This is a genomic window from Pantoea sp. QMID4, assembly GCF_030270445.1.
Lineage (GTDB): Bacteria > Pseudomonadota > Gammaproteobacteria > Enterobacterales > Enterobacteriaceae > Pantoea > Pantoea vagans.
This window is the reverse complement of sequence record NZ_BSXL01000010.1, coordinates 1-15127: the sequence shown is the minus strand read 5'-3', so window position 1 is coordinate 15127 and position 15127 is coordinate 1. Positions and strand designations below refer to the sequence as shown.

The window sequence follows — 15127 nt, the reverse complement described above, 5'->3', positions numbered from 1 at the left end:
AACGGTTAATCGATGAGGCATGAAATGAGCAATTGTGTAACTGATTGTTCCTGTGAGGATCAACTAAAACATACTGTGTTAATGCTTTCCCAGGATGCACCAGAAAGCGTTATCTATCAGACCTCTTTGATGAGTGCGCTGCTGAGCGGCGTCTATGACGGTAACGTCCGCATCGCCGACCTGCTGCGCAAAGGGGATTTCGGCCTGGGCACGTTCAACCGGCTGGATGGCGAGATGATTGCGTTCGACAGCAAAGTCTATCAGCTGCACTCAGATGGCAGTGCGCATCCGGCCGATCCGGCACAGAAAACCCCGTTTGCGGTGATGACCTTCTTCAGGCCGCAGCACCTGTTTGAGTTTGACCGGCCCATGTCACGCGAGGACATCCATCGGGTTATCGACAGCGAAATCACCTCCGACAACCAGTTCTGCGCGCTGCGCATCAGTGGTCGTTTCAGCCGCGTCGACACCCGTACCGTACCGTGCCAGTGCCGTCCCTATCGCTCCATGCCGGAAGTGCTGGGCGATCAGCCGACCTTTGCTTTCAGCCAGCGCGCGGGCGAGCTGATTGGCTTCCGCACGCCGCAGTACATGCAGGGCATTAACGTAGCGGGCTATCACGAACACTTTATTACCGACGACCGCGAAGGCGGCGGCCACATTCTCGATTACGCGCTGGAACAGGGCACCCTGACCTTTGGTGCCATCAGCAAGCTGGTCGTGGATCTGCCACAGGATAGTGACTTTCTTAATGCTGACCTGAACCCCGCCAATCTTGACGCCGCGATCCGTGCGGTAGAAAGCTAATCAGAGGAATGACGATGAAAACTCCAACCGATACCACACTCTGGACCTGCGGCGCTGACCTGGTGGTCGCACAGCTTGAAGCCCAGGGCGTGCAGCATGTTTTTGGCATCCCTGGCGCAAAGATCGACAAGGTTTTTGACTCCCTGCTGGATTCCTCCATCCAGACTATTCCGGTCCGTCATGAAGCCAATGCCGCCTTTATGGCCGCCGCAGTGGGCCGGCTAACCGGCAATGCCGGTGTGGCACTGGTTACTTCCGGGCCGGGCTGCTCCAATCTGATCACCGGCATGGCCACCGCCACCAGCGAAGGCGATCCGGTGGTCGCCATCGGCGGTCAGGTGAAACGCTCCGACAGCGCCAAGCAGGTTCACCAGAGCATGGATACGGTGTCCATGTTTCGCCCGGTCACCAAATATGCGGTTGAAGTGACCGATCCCTCTGCGCTCTCTGAATGCCTGTCGAATGCGTTTCGTCACGCCGAGCATGGCCGCGGCGGCGGTGCCTTTATCAGCCTGCCGCAGGATATCGTCGATCAACCGGTGACCGGCAAAGCACTGAGCAGCAAGGGCCGTCCTGTGCTGGGTGCCGCGCCAGACGCGATGATCAACACGGTCAGCCAGGCCATTGCCGGCGCGAAAAATCCGGTCATTCTGCTGGGATTAATGGCGAGCCAGCCGGAAAACAGCGAAGCGATTCACGATCTGCTGAGCCGCAGTCATATTCCGGTCACCAGCACCTATCAGGCTGCGGGCGCGACCAGACAGGATCACTTCTCACGCTTTGCCGGTCGCGTCGGGCTGTTTAACAACCAGGCGGGTGACCGGCTACTGCAACAGGCTGACCTGATCATCACCATCGGTTACAGCCCGGTAGAATATGAACCGGCGATGTGGAACAGCGGTAACGCCACCCTGATTCACATCGACGTGATTCCGGCAGAGACCGACAACCGCTACCTGCCGGACGCCGAGCTGGTGGGCGATATCGCCGCCACCGTGCGTAAACTGGCAGCACGCATTACCGCGCCGCTGCAGCTGACATCAGAAGCCGCCAGCATTCTTGAAGATCGTCAGCAGCAGCGCAAACTACTGGCGATGCAGGGTGCCAGCCTCAATCAGTTTGCCCTGCATCCGCTGCGCATCGTGCGCGCCATGCAGGACATCATTAACAGCGACGTCAGCCTCACCGTCGATATGGGCAGCTTTCATATCTGGATCGCCCGCTATCTCTACAGCTTCCGCGCCCGCCAGATCATGATCTCCAACGGTCAGCAGACCATGGGCGTGGCACTGCCGTGGGCGATTGGTGCCTGGCTGGTCGATCCACAGCGCAAAGTGGTATCGGTTTCAGGGGATGGTGGCTTCCTGCAGTCCAGCATGGAGCTGGAAACTGCCGTCCGGTTAAAAGCCAATATCCTGCACATCGTCTGGGTCGATAACGCCTACAACATGGTGGCAATGCAGGAAGAGAAAAAATATCACCGCGTCTCAGGTGTCAATTTTGGCCCGGTCGATTTCAAAGCCTACGCCGAAGCGTTTGGCGCTGCGGGCTTTGCGGTGACCAGCGCGGCAGAGCTGGAGCCGACGCTGCGTAAAGCGATGGATGTTCAGGGTCCTGCTGTGGTGGCTGTGCCGGTCGATTACGCCGACAACCCGCTGCTGATGGGTCAGCTGCATCTGAGTCAGCTTCTTTAATTTCGTAAAAAGGAAATCAGGATGAAAAACAGAGTGGCATTGGTAACAGGCGCAGGCCAGGGCATTGGTGAAGCGATAGCCCTGCGTCTGGCAAAAGATGGACTGGCAGTGGCCGTAGCCGATTTCAATCAGGAGACCGCCCGCCAGGTCGCGGAGAAGATTAACCAGCAGGGTGGCAAAGCGATTGCCCTGAAAGTCGATGTCTCACAGCGCGATCAGGTGATGGATGCCGTAGAAGAGGCGCGTCGCACGCTGGGCGGTTTTGACGTCATCGTTAACAACGCCGGTATTGCACCCTCCACGCCGATTGCTGAGATCACCGAAGAGTTGGTCGACAAGGTTTATAACGTTAATGTCAAAGGGGTAATCTGGGGCATGCAGGCCGCAATTAAAGCGTTCGCTGCAGAAGGCCACGGCGGCAAAATCATCAACGCCTGTTCGCAGGCGGGTCACGTCGGCAATCCGGAGCTGGCGGTCTACAGCTCCAGTAAGTTTGCCGTGCGTGGCCTGACACAGACCGCCGCGCGCGATCTGGCGCCAGCCGGTATCACGGTCAACGCCTTCTGCCCGGGCATTGTCAGAACGCCAATGTGGGAAGAGATTGACCGTCAGATCTCGGAAGCCGCCGGAAAACCAGCCGGCTACGGTACCGAGGAGTTTGCGAAACGCATTACGCTGGGACGTCTTTCTGAGCCGGAAGATGTGGCCGCCTGCGTTGCTTATCTGTCCAGTCCCGACTCCGATTACATGACGGGTCAGTCACTGCTGATTGACGGCGGCATGGTGTTTAACTGATCGGCTCTCGCCTGCTGCGTCTCTGCGCAGCAGGCGCCTTTCCTGACCTGGCAAAACCGTTAATTTATTTTATCTGGAAAGCGGTTAGCCATCAGCCTGTTGCCCGTTAAGCCCCGTCATTCCTGCCTTTTTGCCAGCGCTGAGATTAAAGCTGCTAATCACCCTGCCGATAAAACAGAGACTCCTCTCCCTGTTCGACGCGACCATGTTAACGATCAACTCTAACGAAACCGCCGCTATGACGAACAAATTGCGGTACGGTACTGACTCCGTTCTGGGACGAACGGTTGAACGGCTATCATCAGGGATGCGAATTAACAGTGCCAAAGACGATGCGGCAGGTCAGGCGATTGCCAACCGTATGACGGCCAATGTCAACGCCGACGTGGTCGTGGCACGCGGTCTTAGTGACGCCATCAGCTATTCCCAGACCGCCAGTGGTGGCCTGGGCACCATCGTCGATCTGCTGATCCAGGCGCGTACACTGTCGGTGCAGGCCGCTAACGGCACGCTGTCAGACGCGGATCGGCAGAGTGTCAACGGTGCATATCAGCAGATTCTGGCCGGCATCAACGAAGTCGCGGATCACACCGAGATTTTCGGGCGTTATCCGCTGGCAACGGATAATCCCGATCTGCCGCCTGTGAAACTGGGTAACGTTGACCCTATCAACGTTAAATTCCCCGTGCCGGGCAAGAGTTACTCGTTTACCTCGGGTGTGATCCCGCTGGCCTATATCCCGGCAGGCTCAACGTCGATCAGCATTACCATCGACTCACTGGGTCAGGATGACGATCTCCAGTTGTTTACCCGCGACGGTAAGCATCTGGCAGGGACACCGCTGGACGGCAGTGCGCCTGATTACACCTGGACCAGCAAAGGCATTACGGATGCGGCGACCGCAGATTCGCGCCTGCTGACCAGCAAAAACGGATTTACCACTGGCGCAGCTTATGACAGCTCTCAGCTGCTGGAAGGCGGCCCGAGCTGGGCGCTGGCGGGCAGTAACAGCAGCAGCTACAACGGCATGAACATCACCTACAGCGGTGACGGCGACCGTTATGAAGATGTCGCCAGCGGCGATTTCAACAACGGCACCAATACCGGCACCCGACTGGAGCGCATTTCGCTGGACACCGTCAGCGAAGATTTGATTGTGGTGGTGGTGGGCAACGGTTCCTTCACCGGTAGTCTGACCTGGGGAATCCTGCCAGAGCCCAGGGGCGTGCCTGCAACGCCGCCACATGAGAGTCGTCCTCTCGAAGTGATCACCAGCGCCGACTATGGTCAGCCGGTCCAGTCGGATAGCATCCCCGTTACGCCGTCAGATACCAAAACGCTGGGGCTGAACAACACTACCCTGCTGACCAGTGGCGACATCTCCGCCACCATGAAGGCGCTGGATAAGGCACTGGAGAAGATCAGCGGCTATCAGTCGCTCTATGGCGCGAAGATAAACCGTTACGAATCAAACCGTAATGTGTTGTCACAACAGGGTGTGGATACCTCTGCGGCTCGCAGCCGCATTCAGGATGCAGACTATGCTGAAGAAGCGAGTCAGCTGGCGCGCAGCCAGATTATCCAGCAGGGACAGACAGCCGTCAGCAAAATGGCCAATAAACTCCCTGAGATGATCCTCCAGCTGCTCGGCAGCTAATACCTTTCACCGGCTAAGCCGCGTGGCTTAGCCCTTTCTGTTTTTGTCATGCATCCTGATTCCTCTACGCCTGCTTCAGGCCTGCTGTGGTCCGAAATGCCGGGTTACGCTTTCGCGTCTGTTGATCTCAGTCACACAAACTCGTTTAAGATTCGTTTAAAGATGATCGCGATCACCCTTCCTTGTTAAAGAAATGCTAAATCCTGACAACTATTTACTATCATCCCGCAGTGCAGGATTAAATAAAACAACAGGTTAATCGTTACCACGCTAACTAATTACCTGAATTTTCCTCGCTTCATGTAACTTTTTCATTACTTTTACGCCATTGTGAGGGCTGCTATTTTGCTGACGATACTGGGTTTTTCCATGGTTGTTTGCTTCATGTATCTGATCATGACCAAACGCATGTCAGCCTTAATTGCGCTGATCCTGATACCAACCATATTTGCGCTGATTGGCGGATTTTACGTCGGACTCGGTGCCATGATGCTGGATGGCGTCAAAAAACTGGCTCCGACCGGCGTGATGCTGACCTTCTCCATTCTCTATTTTGGTCTGATGATCGATGCCGGACTGTTTGACCCGCTGGTACGCTTTATTCTGCGACTGGTGCGTGGCGATCCCCTGAAAGTGCTGGTCGGGACAGCCGTGCTGACGCTGCTGGTTTCGCTGGATGGTGACAGCTCGACGACCTATATGATCGCTATCGCCGCCTTCCTGCCGCTCTACCATCGGCTGGGCATGAACGTGCTGATGATGACCTGTCTGGTCAACCTCGCCAGCGGCATCATGAACCTTTCTCCCTGGGGTGGACCGACGGCGCGTGCCGCCGCGGCACTGCGCATTGATGCTCTCGATATCTTTATTCCGATGCTGCCAGCGATGCTGCTTGCCTGCGTCAGCCTGGTAGCGATGGCGGTACTGTTTGGCCTGCGTGAGCGTAAACGGCTAGGCGTGATGAGCATGAAAGATCACCATCTCGACAACATTGAACTGGGCCTCGGCGATGCTGAAGAGTGCGCCGCCAACCGCCGTCCGAAGATGTTCTGGCCTAACTTTATCCTGACCACCGTGCTGCTGGTGCTGCTGGTGATTGGTTTAATGCCGATTCAGATACTGTTTATGCTGGCGTTTGCCATTGCGGTGATGCTCAACTATCCCACGCTGGAGGAGCAGAAAGCGCGTATCAGTTCGCATGCCGGTAACGTGCTGGCGGTGACCGCGCTGATTTTTGCCGCCGGTATCTTCACCGGTATTCTCTCCGGCACCGGCATGGTGGATGCCATGGCGAAGAGTCTGCTGGCCGTGATCCCAACCAGCTTCGGACCTTACCTGGCGGTGTTTACCGCGCTGGTCAGCCTGCCGTTCACCTTCTTTATGTCGAATGATGCGTTTTACTTCGGCATCCTGCCGGTTATCGCACAGACGGCGGCCAGCTATGGCATTACCGCAGAAGAGATTGCCCGTGCTTCCATTGTCGGGCAGCCGTTCCACCTGCTGAGCCCGCTGGTGCCGTCGGTCTACCTGCTGGTCGGCCTGGCGAAAGTCGATATCGGCGACCACCAGCGCTTTGCCATCAAGTGGGGGATTCTGGTCAGTCTGGTATTGATGGCGGGCGGTCTGCTGACCGGTGCTTTCCCGCTGTTCCACAGTTAATTCTCTGCTTTCTGGCGGATAACAGGCTTTTTTGCCCGGTTATCCGCTTCACCGCTCCGCCTGTTATGGCAACCCTCACTACACTCTATAGCCACGCTGATGTGCTGCGCGCCGGACAGGTCGTAGTCTCTCAGAGATTTTGCCGATGACCGTAGGGAGGTCCAACGAAAATTCACCACCTTAACGGTGGCTGTATGTGCCCGCCGGGCGTCGCGATCTATGATGGATTCAGTAAAGGCCTGAAGGCGCACCTGGTCTGACACTGCCTGCTGATTGAGACAGACCGCAACAGGCTGGTGGTGGTCGATACCGGCGTTGGTCGTCAGAATATCCATACGCCCGGCAGTCGCGTGAGCGCTATCGTCCCGGACAATGCGGCAGCCGACACGCCACTGCACTTCTACCAGTGGATGCTGGGCATGGATAATATGGCCAGACGGCACAACCAGCAGCGACTGCGTGAGCTCTCCTGCCAGAGCGGCGGCGAAATCACCTTTTTCTGCAGTCACGATGCGCGCGAGCTGGATGCGTTACAGGTTAATGCAACGCTGCGCTGATGGGTTATCTGACTGCCTGTTTCTCAACGAGAAACACCGTACCATCAGTTTCTCAAAAAAACACGTTGGTGATGGTATCTCCAGTCTTTTCACCAGGCTTCCCTGCCGTAGCTTATCATTGTACAATGACTTGTATTACTTACTCCGTGGAGGTTCTATGAGAGCAATCAGTTACAGCGAAGCCCGACAAAATCTGTCTGCCACTATGGTTCAGACGGTTGAAGATAAGGCGCCGGTATTAATCACTCGCCAGAACGGTGAATCCTGCGTGCTGATGTCGCTTGAAGAATATAACTCACTGGAAGAGACAGCCTACCTGCTGCGGTCACCTAAGAATGCTCGCAGGTTAATGGATTCCATCGAAAGCCTGAAAAGCGGTAACGGGACTGACAGGGATATTATTGAGTGAAACTGACCTGGTCCGAAGAAGCCTGGAAAGATTGTCTCTACTGGCAGAATACCGATAAAAAAACGGTCAAAAAGATTAATGAGTTGTTAAAAGATGCCAGCAGGACGCCTTTTGAAGGCAAGGGAAAACCCGAGCCATTAAAGCATAATCTTGCAGGCTTCTGGTCACGCAGAATTACGGCAGAACATCGGCTGGTTTATGCCGTCAGTGGAGACGCTTTATTAATCGCCTCTTGCAGATATCATTATTGACGGGCTAAGGAGCGTGTCCTGAGCCCTACTGGTGCGCCTGTTTCAGCGGCGTCATCATCCATTGTAATCCTGTTACGCCGGATCGCCCGCCCTCTTTTTAAGCTGTACGGAAAGCCATGGCGCAGTCAGACTCTCAACAGATGTGCTGACCGCTTCCGGTGTACCGGACGAGACAATCTTTCCGCCCTTAAGCCCCGAACCGGGCCCAAGATCAATCACCCAGTCCGCCTCTGCCACAATGCGCATTGTGTGTTGCGCCATCACGACGGTGTGGCCGTGTGTCACCAGTTCATTGAGTACAATCAGCAGTTTGTCCATGTCGGATGGGTGCAACCCGGTTGACGGTTTATCGAGCAGATAGAGCGTGGATGTGCGCTGGACGCGTTGCAGCTCCCAGGCGAGCTTGATGCGCTGACACTCACCGCCAGAGAGTTCCGTGGCGGGTTGGCCCAGCGTCAGGTATCTCAGCCCCAGAGATTGCAGTGCCGACAGTGAACGCTGGATCCCGTCGTACCCGTCAAACATCCTGGTGGCATCGTCTACGGTAAGATCAGGCACATCCGCTATGGTCAGGTCGTTCCACTTCACCTCCAGCGTTTCGGGGTTGTAACGGCTTTCCGCACAGACCGAGCAGGTTGTGGTGGCGCTGGGCATTAAGAGCAGCTCAATCGAAATCTGTCCCAGCCCCTGGCAATGCGTACAGGCACCTTCAGGATTGTCAGGCGAGAAATAATCGGCGGTCATAAATGGCACACCGTCAGGCCTTGTGCCCGCACGGGAAAACAGCAGGCGCAGCGTGACGGAAATTCGGGTCAGGCTCCCTACCGTTGAACGCTCCTGCGCGCCAGCCCGGCTCTGCTGAAGCGCCACCGCAGGCGGGAGTCCGTCAATATTATCCACATCCGGTGCAGCGGCCTGATCGATCAGGATCGATCAGGCGACGGGCATGGGGTGAAACCGACTCGATAAACCGGCGCTGGGCTTCTGCATAAAGCGTATCAAAGGCGAGTGAGGATTTCCCGGAGCCTGAAACTCCGGTGAACACCACCATGGCATTACGGGGAAACCGCAGCGACACATCCCTGAGATTGTGTGTTCTTGCACCCTGTACCGAGACATGAGGATCAATGTGCTCATCAGCGCGATAATTATGGGCGTGATCTTGTTCTGTCATGATGTCCCTGTTTGATGATGCACGGCAGATTAACGATCACCTGCCGCTAATGACTGAAAATTGCAGAGCCTGACCTGGCTTTCGGGCTATCCGGCCCATTACGGGGCAGAAACACCAGAAAGGGTAGTCAGGGATTTCAGTCTGCAAAACGCGGGGGTTGATTCAGGAGAGTAAAAAGAACAGCTCATAAAAAAGCCCGCACAGGGCGGGCTTTAATTACCGGACGCTTATCCTTTAGCATTGAGCTGCGCCTGCGAGTGATGCGAGCGGAATATTGAACATTTTATGCAGGTTCCGGATCATGGGCAGCGTCAGTGCACGCCTATAATTCAGTACCTCATAAACGCGGTTCGGGTGTCGGCACCAGATCTTTCGCTGTCAGCCCCTCTGTTACATACGGAATTTAATCGCCGCCACCGGATCAGGTGCCTCCATCGGATAATGTTCCTGCTCATATTTTTCAACAAGCAGGATCATAACTTCCAGAAAGTCACTGGCTTCACTTCCCTGTTCTTGCTCAGTATCGAACAGGGGAGATACGGCGGTCAGAGCAGCTTCATATTCTGCTTCACTGTGAATCGGTTTGATTTTATAAGTCATGACATTTCCACCGTATTTGCATTTACCCTGTGGTATTCAGCATGCGTTCCTGCAAACTTTATGTAGACCGCCTTAAATCTGTAAACCACAGCAACGATCAAACGGCAGTGATGGCCTTTAATATCAAACACCACTCGATTGTTGCTCAGAAAACCTGCCGTTCTGTACTTGTCATTAATGTTCTGCGGCGTTTTCCACTGAGTCTTACTCACTTCATCTACCTATACTTTTAACGGCTGTTCCGCCTGATTATGGGCTTCCCGGAATCGTTTGAGAAACGCGATCGATATAATTCGCACCGACAATCCTTGTTGTCCCACACCGGGACTAATGTGGCGGTCCCGGTATGGGACAACAAGGATAGGGTGTTTTGTTTTCAGAGATAGTTTATGGGTAAAGTGTTATTAACCACAGACATTGCTATGTTCGCGCTGGTGGAGGCTAACCATTTTACGCATCTTATCGAAACCGTGTTCTGCACGGGAAACCGTTCGTCGTTTAATCTTAAGATGATGGCTGTGTCGTTGCGCGCTTAACAGAAACAAAGCACATGAGCATAAAATGGCGTCCGTGTGTTTAACCCCAGTTATGGACGCTACGCTGGCAGGTCAGCTCACATAAAAGCCATTCCGGACGAAAAAGACTGACAGGCGTACCCCGCGCTTGAGATTTAATTCAGAACGTAATCTGCACGCAAAAAAACCCGTCGCTGACGGGTTTTTTCAGGCCTGAAAGATGAAGGTCACCGTGACAGCATTAAAGCTTTCTAAACTTATCTTCGACCTTATCTTTTGCTTCAGCAATGTTATCCCCGGCTTTTTTTACGTTACCCTCTTTATGCGCGGGTTCGCTGCCGGACGTTACCGGACGGCTGTCGTGGTCAGCACGCGCCTGACGCGTGCTTTCCAGCAGCGGATCGGTCTCGGCAGGATTACCGGTCACCGGATCTGCATTGAGATGGTCGGCACGGGCATGGTCAATATCCACTTCCTGACGACGCACTGAATCATTGATGGTTTCGACCCGATCGCTGGCCTCTTTACGCAGCACCACTTCTTCGATGATCTGCGCAGTCTTATTGACCACCGGCTGCTCATGCGTCTCTTCCACCTCAACCGTTTTCTCGGACCAGTCAACCTGGTCCGGTGAGCCCGTTTCGTTCACCGGACGACGGAAGATTTCAGCATGCTGCTCATGCAGAGAGACATTTTCAGACACCCGGTCCGTGACAGTGTAGCGGCGCACTCGGGTTGATCCTTCACTGACCAGTCGTTTACCTACTTCCAGTCGCTCTTCGGCCAGACGCAGCACATCCTCGTCACTCTCATCACCGGTCAGGGCAGTACGCGCCGCGCCGCGATGGGCAGAATCGGTATGAAGCGGATCGATGTCATCATTTTCCTGAAGCGTGCCGCTGGCGGGTGCAGTCAGGCCATCATCGGGCGCATAGTCATCAGGCAGCGCGGCACTGCGCTCAGTCAGCTCTTCATGCGCATCCAGGATGCCCAGTGCACGCGGCAACTCATCCTCATCGGCCCGCAGCGACAACACCACACCGCCGGTACGCATCGCGTCTTCATAGACTTCGGCCTGATCCTCTTCCAGCGTGTTGCCAAACAGACGCTGCCAGAAACCGGGATGACGGGCTTCATGACCTTCAGTACGCAGCCGTTCACCGGAAATGATGTCAATGTCATCATCCAGGAACCCGGCCTTGATCAGGTTACGCTTTGCACCTTCTGCCAGTGAGATATTGCTGAACATTGTTACGATTGTTTCACGCGCCATGTTGTGTTCCTCGGTGATGGATTCGGACGGCTCTGAGTAGGGTATTCGGGTCAGATGAGCCTGCTGCCGGCGCAGAGAGACAATCTGTTCTGTCTCCACCTCACTGACGACTTTACGAATGTGCCACTCCTCTTTCAGCACCAGATGACGGACGATCTCGACCTCTTCTTCGACAATCGGAATGATCAGGACGCCATTTTCTTCACGGATCGCCGGCATCTCAGTCAGCCGCTCCGATTTAGAAATGCGTTGAATATCCGCCGTCTGCTGCCGGAGCATCAGCGCAATTTTCTGCTGATGTTCAGTGACCTGGCGGGTAATCCTGACATGATCGTCGATGACCCGCTGTTTCGAGACCTCAACGGTTTCTTCCGCCAGACTTAAGACCTGTTCGCTACCCTCTGACACTGGTTTTTCAGGAGGTTGATTGTTCATGATTAACCTGCCTGTAATACAGAGCGATCATTTGTACTTTCCCTGGCCTTGAGCATAAGTGACTGCTTTTGGGTTAGTTAAAGCCTGGCACAAATAATGACAAAGGAAAGAAAAAAGCAGAAATATGCCGCGATATGAAGATAACATGGTGCTAAAATCGGATAAGCGATGCGGCAGATAAAAAGAGAATCACAGGGTGAATAGCAGTGAAATCTCTGTTTTCAGGTTAGCTAAAGATAAGAGAGCAGGCATCAGGCATGCCTGACGAGCCTCACTTCAGGGACTGATCCATCCGCTTTCCTGCCGTTCGCCATGGGCGGAATAGCGAAACAGCGCACGCTGATTCTTATTGCGCTGAAACTGATAAGCATCCAGCACGCTGACCTGCACAATCACTACACCAAAACGCGATTCGCCCGCTTCTGTTGCTGTCGCGTCCGGTTTCTCGTGAGCGGGGGCCAGCGCTTCTCCCGGCGGCCCGCCGATGTACGTCTGGCGCGTGTGCTGCGGTAACGTGCGCCAGGCGTCGCGGGCAACTGCACTTCCTGCTGCATAACATTCAGCCTGTCCCATCAGCCGTAGCTGCAGGCGACGCTCATGGCAATATCCCAGCACGGTAACCCGGGGATTCGCCGCCATCTCCAGCCACTTCGGACTACGCACATCGGTATGAAAGGTCAGCATCCGGCGGACGTCATGGCACTCGCGCAGTACCACAGTGCGGGCCTGAGGCCGTTGTGCAGCATCCACGGTAGCAAGCGTCAGATAACGAAATCCGGCCTGCGGATTGGCGGCAGCCTCTGCCAGTGCTGCCCAGCTGGCTGTTTCAAAGGTTTTCAGATCCATTGGAAATTACTCTCATCAGGGATAATGTCAGCCATCTGGCTAAAAGCGTAGCAATGATGTGAGCAGATGGCCTGTCTGCTCTGGCAGGAAAATATGACCCGCGAGTCGCCGGGGAATACCGCGGAAAAATGAGACAACCGCGCAATTGCGGAACGCCTCGCAAAGTCGCGAACGCGCGTCCCGTCAGTCTGCCGCTCTGTGCTATTTTTGCGCCTTCACCTTACCGTATTGTTCGCAGGGAATGGCAATATGTCTGATGAAAAGCCCGCTGAAGTCCGGCCAGAAATGCCCGTTAAAGTCACCTCACCGCGCCTGATTTATCGGCCACTGAGTCAGGAAGACTGGCCATTTTATCTTGCGGTCAGTCAGGACAGATCGGTTATGAAGTACATCAGCGATCCGCGCAGCGCTGAAGAGATCCGAACCCTGTCATTCGACGTGCGCCTGCCAGCCTGGTATAAAGGCTGCTCACACTGGCTTTGCCTGGTCATTGAGGAAAAAGCGACGGGTCTTCCGGCTGGCTTCTGCGGGTTTATCGATCGCGGAGAAGGTGTGGCGGAGTCCGGATTTATTCTGGCTACGGAGGCACAGGGTAAAGGCTATGGCAGCGAGTCGCTGCGTGCCATCATCGCCTTCTGCTTTGCGCAACAGGGTTACCGCAAAATGACCGCAACGGTGACGGCAGGCAATGTCGCCTCGCGCCGCACGCTGATCTCCACGGGCTTTATTCAGGAAGGCACTCTGCGGCAGAATTTCTTCCTCGATGGCCAGTGGCAGGATGACTGGATTTTCGGATTGCTGAAACAGGATTACCGACCCGGACAGCCAGACTGACGGGCGTCGATCGCTCCCTCTCTTCGGCTGCCAGGGTCAGAGTATTCAGGGGGATGTGACATCGTAATCGCTGGCAACAGCGGGCGCAGAATGCTCCTCGCCGCATAGCATTGCTTCAAACTCCGCCGGTGTCAGGGGCCGGCACAGGCCATTACCCTGCATAATGTTACATCCGGCTGACGTGACAAAAGCAATCTGCTCTTTGTCTTCAACCCCTTCAGCAGCCACCTTAATACCCAGACTTTTGCCGAGTGCCGTGATAGATCGGAACATCATTCGCACCCGCATGCTGGAGTTCAGCTCGTGCGTCAGCGACTTATCGATTTTGAAACCTGCCACAAAGCTTTGGCGCAGCAGATTAATGGCCCCCAGCGTGCGTCCGTAATGATCGATGACAAATGAGGCACCGGTCCGGCGCACCGCTTCAACCTGAACCGGCATATCCTGCACCAGCACAGCCAGCAGAGGCTCATCCACTTCCAGCTCAACAAAACCTGCATCGCCGCCGGCACTCTCGCGTATAACAGTTTCCAGGCTGTTCCCTGTCAGCTGACGTGGAAACAGATTGATGCTGACACGAAGCTCAGGCGATCGCACCTGCCACTGCCGGACCTGTGCCAGAGCATTGCGGATGATCCATTCCCCCAGCGTTACGGAAAGCGGGCTTTTAACCAGCATGCCGATGAAGTCGGCAGGCAACAGCAACCCGCGTGTCGGGTGCTGCCAGCGAACCAGCGTCTCGCAGCCAGCCAGTTTTCCGCTTTCCACGTCGAAGCGGGGCTGATAGTAAAGCGTGAACTGCTGCTGCCGCACCGCCGTTTCCAGTTCGCGTTCAAAACGGCGGCGCTGCTGCTCCGCTTCACGAAACGCAGGCATAAACAGGATACTGCAGCCTTTGCCTGAGGCTTTGGCACGGTAGAGTGCCAGATCAGCAGCGGACATCACCGCGGAGGGATCGTGACCGTGTTCCGGGTAAGAAGCAATGCCGGTACTGGCACCGACCACAACCGGCGAGTCGTGATAGCGGAACGGCGTCTGAACGGCCACAATCAGTTTTTCCGCCGTAATCGCTGCCTCAGCGCTGCCGCCCGCCAGCAGGATCACAAATTCATCGCCGCCCAGCCGCGCAGCTGTCACGGCACCGGCGCACACCGCACGAATCTGCTCGGCAACGTGACACAGCAGCGCATCGCCAGCTGCATGTCCCAGCGTATCGTTCACCTCTTTAAAACCATCCAGATCGGTCATTAATAGCGTATAGGGAACGCTCGCTTTGGTCAGCTGCCCGACCTGATCCATGAACGCGCTACGGCTGGCAAGTCGTGTCAGCATATCCAGAGAAGCCAGCTCACAGAGCCGCGCCTCACTTTCATAGCGGGCCGTGACGTCGCGGATGATCATGCCCACCAGCCGCTCGCCCTCTTCACGCCAGCCCGAAAACGAGACTTCTGCCGGAAACTCACGGCCATCGCGCGTAACACCCCATATCTGCAACGAACGTGGGTGAGAGATAGCCGCTTCGTCTGAAGTAATCCGGGCGAGCTCGTTACGGTAGTCAGTCTGGCAGCGCGCCGGGATCAGCTCGCTGACATACTGACCTCTCATCTCCTCTGCGCTGTAG

15 protein-coding genes and 1 pseudogene are annotated in these 15127 nt (G+C 55.4%); 9 read left to right on the top strand and 7 right to left on the bottom strand.

Annotated features, from left to right (window positions below; translation table 11 throughout):
- Positions 1-24: 24 nt before the first annotated feature.
- The 8 genes from budA to QSK07_RS20080 all read left to right on the top strand — a co-directional run bounded on the left by budA (position 25) and on the right by QSK07_RS20080 (position 7829).
- On the top strand, positions 25-807 hold the full coding sequence (budA, locus tag QSK07_RS20115) for an acetolactate decarboxylase (RefSeq protein WP_275222413.1): 783 nt from the start codon (positions 25-27) through the stop codon (positions 805-807).
- Between the two features lie 14 nt (positions 808-821).
- Positions 822-2501 carry an acetolactate synthase AlsS gene (gene alsS, locus QSK07_RS20110; protein ID WP_098049756.1) on the top strand — a complete coding sequence of 560 codons (1680 nt, stop codon included), beginning with the start codon at positions 822-824 and terminating at the stop codon, positions 2499-2501.
- 21 nt (positions 2502-2522) lie between these two features.
- A complete protein-coding gene (locus tag QSK07_RS20105; protein ID WP_285722789.1) occupies positions 2523-3296 on the top strand; it encodes a (S)-acetoin forming diacetyl reductase in 774 nt (257 codons plus the stop codon).
- 205 nt (positions 3297-3501) lie between these two features.
- Positions 3502-4953 (top strand): flagellin N-terminal helical domain-containing protein, encoded by a 1452-nt coding sequence (locus tag QSK07_RS20100; RefSeq protein ID WP_285722791.1) that lies wholly within the window; start codon positions 3502-3504, stop codon positions 4951-4953.
- 345 nt (positions 4954-5298) lie between these two features.
- Positions 5299-6612, top strand: coding sequence for a CitMHS family transporter (locus tag QSK07_RS20095; protein ID WP_275222410.1), 1314 nt, complete (start codon positions 5299-5301; stop codon positions 6610-6612).
- A gap of 296 nt (positions 6613-6908) precedes the next feature.
- Positions 6909-7169 (top strand): hypothetical protein, encoded by a 261-nt coding sequence (locus tag QSK07_RS20090; RefSeq protein WP_285722793.1) that lies wholly within the window; start codon positions 6909-6911, stop codon positions 7167-7169.
- Between the two features lie 157 nt (positions 7170-7326).
- Positions 7327-7578 (top strand): YoeB-YefM toxin-antitoxin system antitoxin YefM, encoded by a 252-nt coding sequence (gene yefM / locus QSK07_RS20085; RefSeq protein WP_098049760.1) that lies wholly within the window; start codon positions 7327-7329, stop codon positions 7576-7578.
- On the top strand, positions 7575-7829 hold the full coding sequence (locus QSK07_RS20080; RefSeq protein WP_285722796.1) for a Txe/YoeB family addiction module toxin: 255 nt from the start codon (positions 7575-7577) through the stop codon (positions 7827-7829). The genes yefM and QSK07_RS20080 overlap by 4 nt, the downstream gene beginning before the upstream one ends.
- Positions 7830-7901: 72 nt before the next feature.
- On the opposite strand, the gene QSK07_RS20075 is transcribed toward QSK07_RS20080, so the two are convergent.
- The 6 genes and pseudogenes from QSK07_RS20075 to QSK07_RS20050 form a co-directional block, all read right to left on the bottom strand.
- The gene (locus tag QSK07_RS20075) at positions 7902-8729 is read right to left on the bottom strand and encodes an excinuclease ABC subunit UvrA (protein WP_285722798.1); all 828 of its coding nucleotides are present in this window, start codon (positions 8727-8729) and stop codon (positions 7902-7904) included.
- Entirely contained in the window at positions 8722-9003 is a 282-nt protein-coding gene (locus QSK07_RS20070) for a hypothetical protein (RefSeq protein WP_285722800.1), read from the bottom strand. Before QSK07_RS20070 ends, QSK07_RS20075 begins: the two co-directional genes overlap by 8 nt.
- 234 nt (positions 9004-9237) lie before the next feature.
- Positions 9238-9603, bottom strand: a pseudogene (locus tag QSK07_RS20065) (helix-turn-helix domain-containing protein).
- Positions 9600-9815: a type II toxin-antitoxin system HigB family toxin gene (locus tag QSK07_RS20060; protein ID WP_502921727.1), complete on the bottom strand. Its 216-nt coding sequence runs from the start codon at positions 9813-9815 to the stop codon at positions 9600-9602. The pseudogene QSK07_RS20065 and the gene QSK07_RS20060 overlap by 4 nt, the downstream one beginning before the upstream one ends.
- A 544-nt stretch (positions 9816-10359) precedes the next feature.
- Complete coding sequence (locus QSK07_RS20055; RefSeq protein WP_285722802.1) at positions 10360-11826, bottom strand: YsnF/AvaK domain-containing protein; 1467 nt, start codon at positions 11824-11826, stop codon at positions 10360-10362.
- 276 nt (positions 11827-12102) lie between these two features.
- On the bottom strand, positions 12103-12672 hold the full coding sequence (locus QSK07_RS20050) for a pyridoxamine 5'-phosphate oxidase family protein (protein WP_285722804.1): 570 nt from the start codon (positions 12670-12672) through the stop codon (positions 12103-12105).
- Between the two features lie 249 nt (positions 12673-12921).
- Here QSK07_RS20050 and QSK07_RS20045 point away from each other — a divergent pair, with 249 nt between their 5' ends.
- The gene (locus QSK07_RS20045; RefSeq protein WP_098049765.1) at positions 12922-13506 is read left to right on the top strand and encodes a GNAT family N-acetyltransferase; all 585 of its coding nucleotides are present in this window, start codon (positions 12922-12924) and stop codon (positions 13504-13506) included.
- Positions 13507-13551: 45 nt separating this feature from the next.
- Here the strand turns inward: QSK07_RS20045 and QSK07_RS20040 are convergent.
- On the bottom strand, positions 13552-15127 hold a 1576-nt coding region (locus tag QSK07_RS20040), incomplete at its 5' end, for a putative bifunctional diguanylate cyclase/phosphodiesterase (protein WP_285797970.1).